The sequence below is a fragment of the Treponema sp. genome (assembly GCF_051883275.1).
Lineage (GTDB): Bacteria > Spirochaetota > Spirochaetia > Treponematales > Treponemataceae > Treponema_D.
The window spans coordinates 23,710-35,313 of the sequence record NZ_JBJETK010000068.1; the positions used below are offsets into that span (position 1 = coordinate 23,710).

At 42.3% G+C, this 11,604-nt stretch carries 10 protein-coding genes and 1 pseudogene; all 11 read right to left on the reverse strand.

The features are described from left to right. Positions 1-18: 18 nt before the first annotated feature. Complete coding sequence (locus ACI4L0_RS10460; protein ID WP_439800117.1) at positions 19-1,314, reverse strand: V-type ATP synthase subunit B; 1,296 nt, start codon at positions 1,312-1,314, stop codon at positions 19-21. Then, a complete protein-coding gene (locus tag ACI4L0_RS10465) occupies positions 1,314-3,083 on the reverse strand; it encodes a V-type ATP synthase subunit A (protein WP_439800118.1) in 1,770 nt (589 codons plus the stop codon). The genes ACI4L0_RS10460 and ACI4L0_RS10465 overlap by 1 nt, the downstream gene beginning before the upstream one ends. After that, entirely contained in the window at positions 3,080-3,628 is a 549-nt protein-coding gene (locus tag ACI4L0_RS10470; RefSeq protein ID WP_439800119.1) for a hypothetical protein, read from the reverse strand. Before ACI4L0_RS10470 ends, ACI4L0_RS10465 begins: the two co-directional genes overlap by 4 nt. 119 nt (positions 3,629-3,747) lie before the next feature. Continuing rightward, positions 3,748-4,353 (reverse strand): annotated as a pseudogene (locus ACI4L0_RS10475) (V-type ATP synthase subunit E); the annotation flags it as partial. A gap of 39 nt (positions 4,354-4,392) precedes the next feature. Beyond that, complete coding sequence (locus tag ACI4L0_RS10480) at positions 4,393-5,433, reverse strand: aldose epimerase family protein (protein ID WP_439800120.1); 1,041 nt, start codon at positions 5,431-5,433, stop codon at positions 4,393-4,395. A gap of 145 nt (positions 5,434-5,578) precedes the next feature. Then, positions 5,579-6,118 carry a hypothetical protein gene (locus tag ACI4L0_RS10485; protein ID WP_439800121.1) on the reverse strand — a complete coding sequence of 180 codons (540 nt, stop codon included), beginning with the start codon at positions 6,116-6,118 and terminating at the stop codon, positions 5,579-5,581. Positions 6,119-6,172: 54 nt separating this feature from the next. Further along, complete coding sequence (locus ACI4L0_RS10490) at positions 6,173-6,514, reverse strand: hypothetical protein (RefSeq protein WP_439800122.1); 342 nt, start codon at positions 6,512-6,514, stop codon at positions 6,173-6,175. Positions 6,515-6,693: 179 nt separating this feature from the next. Continuing rightward, positions 6,694-7,989: a hypothetical protein gene (locus ACI4L0_RS10495; RefSeq protein WP_439800123.1), complete on the reverse strand. Its 1,296-nt coding sequence runs from the start codon at positions 7,987-7,989 to the stop codon at positions 6,694-6,696. A gap of 2 nt (positions 7,990-7,991) precedes the next feature. Then, positions 7,992-8,774 carry an outer membrane lipoprotein-sorting protein gene (locus tag ACI4L0_RS10500; protein WP_439800124.1) on the reverse strand — a complete coding sequence of 261 codons (783 nt, stop codon included), beginning with the start codon at positions 8,772-8,774 and terminating at the stop codon, positions 7,992-7,994. 115 nt (positions 8,775-8,889) lie between these two features. After that, positions 8,890-10,179, reverse strand: coding sequence for an ABC transporter permease (locus tag ACI4L0_RS10505; RefSeq protein WP_439800125.1), 1,290 nt, complete (start codon positions 10,177-10,179; stop codon positions 8,890-8,892). Next, positions 10,176-11,603, reverse strand: a complete 1,428-nt coding sequence (locus tag ACI4L0_RS10510) for an ABC transporter permease (RefSeq protein ID WP_439800126.1) — start codon at positions 11,601-11,603, stop codon at positions 10,176-10,178. Before ACI4L0_RS10510 ends, ACI4L0_RS10505 begins: the two co-directional genes overlap by 4 nt. Position 11,604 lies beyond the last annotated feature (1 nt).

Genomic DNA, 11,604 nt, shown 5'->3' on the forward strand with positions numbered 1-11,604 from the left:
ATCCTTATCTGTTCAAGCTCAGTTTTTTGGCCAGAACTGCTCTATCAATTCAGACTTCAAACCAGTTTCTGCCTTGTCGAAACACTCTGCAAGAATTTTCCATCCATTATCCAATGCTTCTTCAAGAGGAATATTCACTGTAAGATCCATCATTTCAGACTCGAACAGCTCTCCGTATTTCAAAAGCTTTTCATCCCAGGAGCTCATAATAAAGCCCATGGACTTCTTTTCAAGTGTATCCTTGTACTGGGAATAAAGACGGATCATTGAATCCATAAGAGAACGGTGATCCTTGCGGGTTTTGCTGTTAACCTGCTGCTTCAGTCGAGAAAGAGAACCAAACGGCTCAATGTGTCCGCCTTTTAGATAATACTGGCCTTCTGTAATATAGCCTGTGTTATCAGGAACAGGATGAGTAACGTCATCTCCAGGCATTGTTGTAACAGCAAGAACAGTTATAGAGCCTGAATCAGCAAAGTCAACGGCCTTTTCATAGCGGCTGGCAAGCTGGGAATACAAATCTCCCGGATATCCGCGGTTAGAAGGAACCTGCTCCTGTGTAATAGCGATTTCCTTCATTGAATCCGCAAAGTTTGTCATATCAGTAAGCAAAACAAGAACATCTTTTCCCTGAAGAGCAAACTGCTCTGCAACCGCAAGAGACAAATCAGGAATCTTTATACATTCAACAGTCGGATCAGCCGCAGTATGAACAAACATAACAGTCTTGCTCAATGCGCCGCCTTCCTCAAGAGTCTTCTTGAAATAAAGGTAGTCATCATATTTCAAGCCCATTCCGCCAAGAACAATGACATCCGCCTGCGCCTGCATTGCAATGCGCGCCAAAAGCTGGTTGTACGGTTCACCTGAAATTGAAAATATAGGAATTTTCTGGCTCACAACAAGCGTATTGAAAACATCAATCATCGGAATGTTCGTGCGCATCATTCTGTTAGGGTTGATACGCTTTGCAGGGTTTACAGAAGGACCTCCGATTGCAACAAGATTTTCAGCCAATGCAGGACCGTGGTCGCGAGGTTCCGCAGAACCATTGAAAATTCGACCAAGAAGATTTTCGCTGAAAGAAACACGCATTTCGTGTCCCAAAAAACGAATCTGGTCATTGGTTGCAACACCGCGTCCGCCTGCAAAAACCTGAAGGGAAACAGTGTCGCCGTCAATTTTATTTACTTCTGCAAGCGATTTGCCGAAGCGAGTATTGATTTCGGCCAGCTCATTGAGCTTTACGCCTTTTGCCTTTACAGTAATAACGCTTCCGTTTATGCTTTCGATTTTGCTATATACTTTATTCATTATTCACCGTCCTTGAGCAGCTCTTTCACATCATCTGACACACGAGCATTTTTAGAAGCCAAAGTTTCTTCTATGACTTTTTCCGCGCTTGAAAAACCTGAGCTCTTAAACTCCTTGTAGTTCATATCAATGAAATTCTGTCTCAGCGCATTAAAGAAATTACGGGCATCATCCTTTTCCTCAAAGTCAAATTCAGAGCCGAGAATTTCAACAATCTTATTGAAAACATATTTCTGGCGCTCAACAGAGGATGCTCCTTCAATTTCATCAAAACTGTCCTGCTGCATATAAACCGCATCAAGGAATTCGCTCTTCAAATAGATGACAAAGTCTGAAAGGCTTGTTCCTTCCTCGCCAACAACCTTCATCATCTGATTTACTTCTGCACCCCTCTTATATACAGAGCGGGCATATTCAACCAGATTCTGTCCGATTGTGGACTTATACTTTGACCATGAATCAAGAGGATCTATAGAAGGATAGCGGCGGGCATCAGATCTTTCGCGGCTCAAACCATGGAAAGCACCTACAACTTTCAATGTTGCCTGCGTTACCGGCTCTTCAAAGTTTCCTCCGGCCGGTGAAACAGTTCCACCGATCGTAACAGAACCCACATTGCCGTCACGAAGCTTTACAATTCCAGCGCGCTCATAGAATGAAGCGATTGTAGACTCCAGATATGCAGGGAAAGCTTCTTCGCCCGGAATTTCCTCAAGACGTCCAGACATTTCACGCATGGCCTGCGCCCATCTGGAAGTAGAATCCGCAAGCAGAAGAACATTGAGCCCCATCTGCCTGTAATACTCCGCAAGAGTTACACCTGTATAGCACGAAGCTTCGCGGGAAGCAACCGGCATGGAAGAAGTATTACAGATTATAATTGTACGCTCCATGAGAGAACGGCCTGTACGAGGATCCTTCAGTTCAGGAAATTCAGTAAGCGTTTCAACAACTTCACCTGCACGCTCACCGCAGGCTGCAATTATTACAATATCAACATCCGCATTGCGGCTTGTAGTATGCTGAAGCACTGTCTTTCCTGCGCCAAAAGGTCCAGGTATACAATATGTTCCTCCCTTCGCAACAGGGAAGAATGTATCAATAAGGCGAACCTTTGTAACCATAGGCTCATCAGGGCTAAGACGCTCCGCATAGCAGTTTACGGCACGCTTTACAGGCCACTTAAAGCTCATGCTGATATTTACAGATTTTCCCTTTTCATCAGCAAGAGTTGCAACAGTATCATGAATTTTATATTCGCCGGCCTTTACAATCTTTTTTACAGTATACGAACCGAGCAGACCAAACGGAACAAGAATCTTATGAGTAAAAGGCCCCTCGGGAACAGTTCCAATGCTGTCGCCCGCCAAAACCTTGTCGCCTACTTTTGCTGTAGGAGTGAATTCCCATTTTCTGTTTTCGTCCAGAGCCGGCAAATAAACACCGCGCTCAAGGAAATATCCGGATTTTTCAGCAAGAAGAGGAAGAGGATTCTGCAAGCCATCATAAACCTGCCCCAGAAGTCCAGGTCCAACTTCCACGCTCAGCAAATCGCCTGTAAATTCAACAGCGCAGTCTGTTGAGATGCCGTTTGTCATTTCATAAATCTGCATCTGTGCTGTATTTCCGCGGATACGGATAACTTCTCCTTTGAGGCTTTTGCCGCCAACTTTAACGTAGCCTACTTCATTGAGAGATACCTTTCCATCGAATTCAACAGAAACCATATTTCCATTGACAGCAACAACTTTGCCTTTTGTATCAGTCATTTCTTTTCTCCAAGAATTTCATCATAAATTTTATGGTAAGAAGCCAGGCCTTCATCTCTGTTAAACTTCTTCATCCGCTCGGCAAGCATCAGCCTCAGTCCATAGCAATAAACCGCATCAGCTGAAAAACTGTCCATAGGCATAATTCTGTCCAAAACTCCAAGACGGTACTGATTAAGATACTGCTCCGCCGCCAAAGGGCTGTCCATTCCAGCAGCAGTGCGCGCAGCCTGAACAGACTCTCCGTCAGTTACCGAAGGAAGCTCCTTTATGTCCTTTTTCATTTTCAAGGCCCGGATCTGAGCCAAAGCAAGCCGAAGCGCCCTTTCTTTTTCATACCAGGCATCAAGGAATTTTGAACCTGAAGCGACTGGCTCTACAGAAGGCTCCAAAGAAAGGCTTTCAGCAAGCTTTGCAGACTTTTCGGTCATAAAACGGCAGCATAAATCCTTAAAATACGAAACCGTAAGCGGAAGTTTTTGAGAACTATCATCATTTACAGAAATTGCCGGAAGCTGTGCAACCAAATAATAGAGATGTTCCACTATTTTGTTTCCTTTTTAGTTCTCGCACGTGTTTTTGGTGCAGCAGGTTTTCTTCCTCTTGAAGCAGGCTGCTTTTCTTCTACAGCGGGCTGAACAGGCTCTTCTGAAGGAATTCCGGCCGCAGCTTTTTTCATGAGTTCTGTTGTTTTTGGATTCAAATAGGCGCTGAACAAAGCCGCAACTTCCTCCGCGCTGAAATCATAGAAAGCAGCTCCGTTTTTTGAGCCGATTCTAAAGCCTGCGGAAATTGAAGCATCGCTCTTGATTTCAAGCCCCTTTGAAATTTTTGCTTTCAAGGCTGTCTTTAAAACTGAATCCAGAGCCTTCAAGTCCTTTGCAGGCAAAAGCACAGAAACATCTTCTGCATCAGGATTAGCAGCCCAAGCCTTTATAGTCTCGGGAATCAACTTTTTCAGAAGATCCTTGTCCATGGCTTTTTCAGTTTCGGCATTTACAATAGCAGAAAGCTCACGGTTTATTCCATCACGGAATGAAATAATAAGATTCCGTCCTGCCTGTGCAATGGCATCCTCACTGGCTTTTTCCATGCGCTCAGTTTCAGCTCTTGCAGTTTTGATTATGCTGTCAGCTTTAACCTCCGCATCGCTTATAATTGAAGCAGCAGTTTTTTCCGCATCGGCAATAATCTTGCGGGCAGCAGTCTCTGCACTTGAAACGCCGTCCTTTTTGATTTTTTCGATTAATTCCTGTAATTGAATGTCCATCACAACCTCTTTACTATAATTTCTATTTTATGCTGAAAGCTAAAAACCAAATTTATAAACCGTAGTTTCATGATACGGCTTTTCAGGAGTTACTATGCAGCTCGGAAAATTATCATGATTCGGAGAATCCGGATAGGCTTCTGTTTCCAAGCAGACAGCATCATGGGCATGATGGACAAAGCCATTTTTTCCAAGGCCATCAACAAAATTGGCAGTATAAACCTGACAGGCAGGCAGTGTCGTGGAAACAGTCATAGTTCTTCCGCTTTCTGGATCCTTTAAAACAGCAAATTCAACAAGCTTTCCATTGTATGAATCTATGCAATAAGCGTGATCATATCCAGAGCCTGTTTCCTTTATATCTTTTCCAATAAGCTTGGGAACTCTAAAATCAAACGCTTTTTTATCATCAACAGAACAAAGAGCACCGGTCGGAATAAGATGGCTGTCAACCTCGACAAATTTTGAACAGGCAAGTTTAAGCTCATGGCCTTCAATAGAACCGCCGTCATATCCTCTTAGATTAAAATATGCATGGTTTGTAAGATTTACAGGAGTAGGAGCATCAGTTTTTGCAGAATAATCCATGGTCAGCTCATTATCTTCGTTCAAAGTATAAGTGACCTTTATTTTAAGATTTCCAGGCATTCCCTGTTCACCGGCAGGACTCAGGCGTGAAAACTCTATTCCAAGCCCGTTTTCAGTGCGAACTTTTTTTGCATTCCACAGTTTTTTTTCATAACGATCAAAACCGCTATGAAGGCAATTTTCACCGTCGTTTTTATCAAGGTGATAAGTTGTTCCATTCAGTGAAAAAGCAGCATTTCCTATTCTGTTTGCAAAGCGGCCGACAACTGTTCCAAAACTGCTGGAACTTGAAGCATAGCCTTCCAGAGTAGAACACCCCAGAAGCGCATCTATTTTTCCGCCGGATTTAGAAGGAAGAAGAATACTTGTAACAGTACATCCGTAGTCAATCGCGGAAAAACTCATCGAGCCATTTGAAACAGTATATAAATGAACCTTTCTTCCATCGTACAAGGTTCCAAACTTTACTTTTTTTAACTTTAAATTATTCATATATAAAAATATACTCCCATTCTTTTTAAAATTCAAGAAAAAAAAAATGCTTTTGAATATATTTTTATAGAAAGTCCCTGAAAAATGCAGCTTTCAGAACCATGCTCCGCGCCGCAACAAGCAGAAGATTTTTTTTAGCAGAAACTCACAAAATTTCAATTACAAGCTTCACTTCCTGAATGCTGCGGCCTGTTTTTCTGGCTATTTCATCCGCGGGAATTCCTAACGCGCGAAGCTCCCGAACCTTGGTCTTGAAATCCTTTTCCGGCACAATGGGATTTTCCGCCATAAAAAGCTCAGGCTCAACAACAGGAATTTTTCGGAGCTCAACTTCGCCAGAAGGCGGAGAAGAAGGCTTTATTCCAAGCTCAGTCCTTGCCTTTTCAGTGAAAAACAAATCACCCTGTATATCAGAATTCTTGAGCGATGTCACAGAATTTATTTTTTTCTGAAAGGACTTTGACTTTTCTGCAAGCGAAAGTTCTCTTTTTAACACCCCGATTCTCCGCTCCGCCTCTGCAGAAACTGACTTCAGCTGCTTTATGCGGTCATCAATCAGCTCTATGCTTCTTGCAGCATTAGAATTTATGCTCTTTATCAAGTCCTTTACCTTTTCATTTGTTTCATCAATAATTTTATCCGTGGAAAAAAAGGCATTGAATTTCATTAAAAAAATAAGCCACATGAGAATATTGAAAAAAACAAAACAAACTGCCGTCAACAGTAAAGACATTTTTCTTCAGCTTTTTACATCGATATGGCGACCCAGATTCGGATCCTTGATTTCATAGACTCTCGGCTTCTGGACAGCTTCTGAGGGGGACTCGGAAGTCTTTCCTTCATTCTGCAAAAGCCCCTGCCCTGCGCCGCCGCCCTGGCTGACATCAGCCTTTATTTTTGAGGACTCATCGCTCTGGGAAGTCTCCGTCACTGTCTGAGCTTTCTGGCTCTGCTGCTGGGCAGTTTTTTCCAGATGCTGCCTGTTCGCCATATTTGCATTCTGAACCAGCGAAGCATTCATCTGACCCATCTTGTCCATCTGAGAATAAATAGTAGAAAGATCTATCGGCTGAACAGCCATACACACCCCGCACTTTTAAAATTCAAACCACTGAAATTTCCGTGAGCAGAAAATTCCAGGACAACAGACAAAACGCATCTTACGCCCCCTTGAAAACAGGCTTTCAGAGGCGCATTTTTCTTTTATAATACAAAGATTTTTTCAGAAAATCAACAATAAAACGAAAGCGCGTGGCATTGCTAGTAGTCCATTTTCACTTGAATTGAACTTCCGAGCCTTACTTTATAAATTCTATTTTCATAATTCAAGTCAACCTGATGATAGCGGACTTCGATTCCCGTTTTCCATTCAGCGTTAGGGAAAGTTCCGGATTTTATCACGCCAAAATTCACAATGCCGCTTTTATCATCTTCAGTCTCGCTTTTTATGATATGCTGCCACTGAAGTCCAAGTTTCAAGTCTTTTCTTCTTCCGAGCCGCTTCAAGCCCATATCAAGATAAAGCCTACAGCTGTTTTTGTTCAATTCCCGGTTGTAGGAATCCTGAAATTCAAGATTTATGCCGAAATTAGGGTCGTGGCCGTCCCAAAGGCGGTAAAATCCCCCTGTAAAAACACATTTTGAAACATCACTGCGGTCATCGGAAATCCGCCCTATTCCCTGCATGTAGAGATCTGTGCCAAAAATTGTCTTCTTAATTTCCGCGCCCATTGTAAGCGGAGTAACACCGGCAGCTGTCTTCGGATCCTTTCTTCCAAAAAAATTAATGCTGGAATGAAAAACAGTAAACTCCATAGAACCGGCCATGGAAATTTCATCAGCCCCAGGCTCCGTGGAAGTCCCCGAATACAAGACAACCGCCGAGAAATTTCCCATCCAAAACGGAATGCGCAAAATACCTGACATGGAATCTGAACTGTCGCTTAAAATATCGGTGTAAAGATAGCCCTGTGATTCAATCTTCGCGCGGATTTCCGCCTTTTCTTCCTCGGTAAGCTTATCATAGTCCTTGTCTGTATAAAGGCTGTAGGAATTTTCTCCGCTGAAAAGCCTTGTGTATCCCCATGACGTTGTCTTTTTTCCGGCAGTAACATAAATGCAATCCCAGATAAGATAGTCAAAATAAAGCTCATCAAGATTTATAGAATCTTTTTTAGGAGGAAACTTCACACTGGTGGTTCCATGGACTGCAAGTGTCTTATCCAGACGGGCCATAAAATAAATATAGTTGGCAAAATCAAAATAAACAGACTCTTTAAAACCGTCGTCTTCAGTACCCTGCTTGTTCCTCGTGCCGTAGAATCCAAAATTAGAATCAAGATGCCCCGTAAACTTCAGCGGAATAAAATACTCGGAATTTCCAACTTTTATAGACTGCTTGGATGCAACATAATCAGAGGCATCAGACTGCTCGACAGCGATATCCTCAGCATCAAAGAAAATAGCATCATCATCAAAAAAATCACTGTCAGTTTCCTGTGCAAAGACAGGTGAAAGCGCAGCGAGTAAAAAGGCAGCTATCAAAATCCGGCGCATTTCTATTTTCCGCTCATCATTTCAAGATACGGCTTTGTATAGACTGAATTGTCCTGGCGCTCAAATGTTATGTTTGTAATTGTAATCTGCGTGCGCTCAAACTGAATCTTATCTCCGATTTTCTTTCCGCGGAAATTATCCGTTATAAGCATTTTCACTGGAACATAGTAGTTTCTGCCGGACGAAATAATCTGATATGACGGAATGACTGTGGTTCTAAGCTTCTGCCCTGAAAGGCTGTAGTCCTCTTTTTTGCGGACAAGGCCGTCATTTTTTGTGACCCACAGATGAAGCTCAGGATAATCCACATTCAAAACCTTTGCCTTCAAAACAAACATAACACAGTCAAGTTTTCCGAGCATAACCTCTGAATAACTTTCTATCGTATAATCCCTATGATAAAACTGCGGAGCAAAATCCGAATTGTTTGCGTTTGTATTCTGGAATTTATCGCGCGCGCTGGTAAATGTAAAACGGTGGTCAGCAGGATCATAAAACCATATATTGCCGTCATACTGTAGATATCCCTTTCCCCTCTCTTTTGCAGGGCCTGTAATAAGAATTGTCCACTTAGACTCAGTATCGCGGCGATACATAATGGCCTCGGTTATATTTTTCCCTTCACCGGGCTTTTCATATACCACTGAATAAAATCCCTTGAAATCCGTGTCAAAAAAAGCAGTACTGTCCTGAGCCTGTTTCAGAAGCTCCTCGGGAGAAAACGCTGAAGCAGAAAAACCTGCAACAGCAAAAAGCACGAAAAAAATTCTACCAAAAATTTTCATAATCCTTCCATAAAAATAAAAATTCAAGGCAGCTTAAAACAGCAGCCCGTTTTCCGCTATGGAAAATTTGCTGTTCCTTATTTCATAGAAACACAAAAAACAGCGAAAACAAAAATCATTCCGTCACAGTCAATGCCTGTACAGGAGTGATTCTAACAGCTTCACGCAGAGAAAAAAGAACCGCAGTAACCGTCGTGAAAATTATAACCATAAAAATCACCGCCGCGCCTGAAACAGAATGTACAGGAACAATATATCCGTTTGTCAGAAAAATATCAAATGCCGGAATAAACGAAAATGAAAAGCGTCCCAGCACAAATTCAAACAGCATGCAAAGCACCCAGCCGCACGCACAGCCTGAAAAGAGCAGAAAAAAAGATTCGCTCAAAAGAAGAAGAACCAGCGAGCTACGATTCATTCCAATAGCCTTATAGACACCTATTTCATTTATACGCTTCATCACAATGACCCTGTAGGTGCTGCTTATTCCAACAACAATAATAACAACAAGCGCTGAAATAACAAAGAACGTTATAAATTTCATCGCATCCACAATAAAGGCAATATCCTGCATATTGGCAGCAAGCACAACAAGCGAATAAACAGGCCCTTTGAATTTTCCAGCAAAAAGGTCATTGTAAAAATCATACTTGTCAGAAACAAGCGGATACATTGTAAATTCCTTTTCAAGGATCGCCTGGTATTTTTCTGCATCTTTCGGACGCGGAGAAGAATCAGGGAAAAATATGCCTATTCTGTTCGCATAGTATTTCGGGGCGCAGTACGTATTCCTCAAAAAATCAATATCGACATAGGAAGTGTATGTTCCAAACACGCTCGAATCCCTGAAAATTCCCTTCACAACAAGCTGGACTGTATTTATATATCCAATGCCAGTGCGCATCATAAATGAAATGGAATCCCCGATGGAAACCTCCAGCATGGAAGCTATTTTCTCTGAAATCAAAACTCCGTTTGTTCCGGCAATTTCAGAAGCATCGCCTGCAACATAATTAAATTTGGAAAACAGCTCCCGCTCTGTATCAAAATCAACTCCCTTTATTATTCTCTGCCGAACTTCAACACCTTCATAATAAAACGAAGAAAGCTTTGCATCATAATCAAAGCGAGGCGCAATAACAGTTCCCTCGGGAAAAGAGGCGGAAAGCTTTTCGCAGACCTCCCGACAGTCATAAAATTCAAGCGCCCTGTTGCCGCCCACAAACTGGTAGTTGCCTCCATAATAAATTTTCGCCTTCATCTCAAGGGAAGACAACATTCCGTTTACAAGAAAATAGGAAAAAAGCGAGATACCTGCTCCTACAGCGCATACAATGAACAGCGATATATACTGCCGCCATCTGAACAAAAGCGAACGGATAGAAAGCCCGGCAAAATTTATCATACACCCCCCTGCATAGCCTGAACAGGGCTTACCTTCAGCGCCGTCCTGACAGGATAAATCCAGCCCAAAAGCCCCAGAAGCACAGAAAGAAGCATGGAGCGGCACATAGTCAAAGATGAAACAGAAACTTCAAGCCGGGATGTTCCAAAGAGCTGTATTAAAAATATATTGGTGAATTCAATATTCATAGAAGACAATACAAATGTACAGACAGCACCCAAAAGGCACCCGATAATTCCTGCCGTTATAGTAAGCATAAATGTTTCCGCCATGCACTGGACAGAAACAAATTTTCTGGAAGCACCCTGCGCCCTGAGTGTTCCAATTTCATGCGTTCTATTTAGAACATTGACCACAAGAGTGTTATTTATAATTATAAATCCCGCAAAAAGAATCACAATCACCCCGGCATTAAAAATCACTCTCATCCAATACAAATACAGCGCAGAATTTCCAGCCGCAGTTCTCCATAAAACAGCTCTTGCAGGCCAGAAATTTTTCCTAAAAACAGAATTCAGTTTTTTTGCAACAGCGCGTGGATTTTCATCAGGAGAAAGCCTGCACGTAAAAAAATTCCATGAAGAGCTTTCAATATCAGCAGGCTGAGAAGTTTCTTCCTCAAAAAGCTCGCTTTCGGAATCAGGCTGTGAAACCACGGCACCCACATCCTCCGCCTCGTCAAAAAGCTTATCTATATCCAAATCCTCGTCAAGGAGATCCTTTTTTTCCACATCGATAAACGCTGAATCGGAAACAGAATCCGACATATCCATAAGAGAGCGCACTGTAAATGCATCCGCAAGAACAATTCTATCCAAAGTGGAATTTTCAACCGCATAGTCATAAATGCACGAAACTTCAGCGGCTCGAATTCTAAAAGCAGGACCGTCCGCAATAAGAAACTGCACAGTGTCCCCTATATCAGCCCCAAGCTCATCCGCATGCTTTTTTGAAAGCATAATACCGCGCTCGCCCGCCGCAAAAGGTTCTCCCCTGCATATTTTTATAGATGACATACATTCCATATAGGTTTCCGCCGGCACTCCAAAAATCCAGACGGGAATTCTATTTCCGTTAAATTCCATTGAGCCTGTGCCTGTCACCTGCGGAACAGCCATTTTTATTTCAGGAAAGGAATTCAGACACTCTGAAATTTTATCAAAGGGAATAAGAGAAGGTATTCTGGTAAAAGTTCCAGTCACCGGAGTTTCGTCCCCGAAAAGGCTCATAGGAACATCTGTTATCGGAACAACGGCGACATCGCCTGTAAAGCTGCCGGAAAAAACATTTTCAATACCGTTTTCCGTGCTGTCAAACACAGAATTTATAACTGCCATAAGCATGATAGAAAAAGAAATAAAAAGAATAATAACAAATGAGCTTTTTCGCGATATGATATTCTTAAAAGCCAAATAGAACAGCATA

Excerpts from the sequence above, each read along its gene's own strand:
- ACI4L0_RS10500 (WP_439800124.1), bottom strand. The coding sequence starts at position 8,774 with ATGAAAATTTTTGGTAGAATTTTTTTCGTGCTTTTTGCTGTTGCAGGT.
- ACI4L0_RS10510 (WP_439800126.1), bottom strand. The coding sequence starts at position 11,603 with ATGCTGTTCTATTTGGCTTTTAAGAATATCATATCGCGAAAAAGCTCA.
- ACI4L0_RS10480 (WP_439800120.1), bottom strand. The coding sequence starts at position 5,433 with ATGAATAATTTAAAGTTAAAAAAAGTAAAGTTTGGAACCTTGTACGAT.
- ACI4L0_RS10505 (WP_439800125.1), bottom strand. The coding sequence starts at position 10,179 with ATGATAAATTTTGCCGGGCTTTCTATCCGTTCGCTTTTGTTCAGATGG.
- ACI4L0_RS10490 (WP_439800122.1), bottom strand. The coding sequence starts at position 6,514 with ATGGCTGTTCAGCCGATAGATCTTTCTACTATTTATTCTCAGATGGAC.
- ACI4L0_RS10460 (WP_439800117.1), bottom strand. The coding sequence starts at position 1,314 with ATGAATAAAGTATATAGCAAAATCGAAAGCATAAACGGAAGCGTTATT.
- ACI4L0_RS10495 (WP_439800123.1), bottom strand. The coding sequence starts at position 7,989 with ATGCGCCGGATTTTGATAGCTGCCTTTTTACTCGCTGCGCTTTCACCT.
- ACI4L0_RS10485 (WP_439800121.1), bottom strand. The coding sequence starts at position 6,118 with ATGTGGCTTATTTTTTTAATGAAATTCAATGCCTTTTTTTCCACGGAT.
- ACI4L0_RS10465 (WP_439800118.1), bottom strand. The coding sequence starts at position 3,083 with ATGACTGATACAAAAGGCAAAGTTGTTGCTGTCAATGGAAATATGGTT.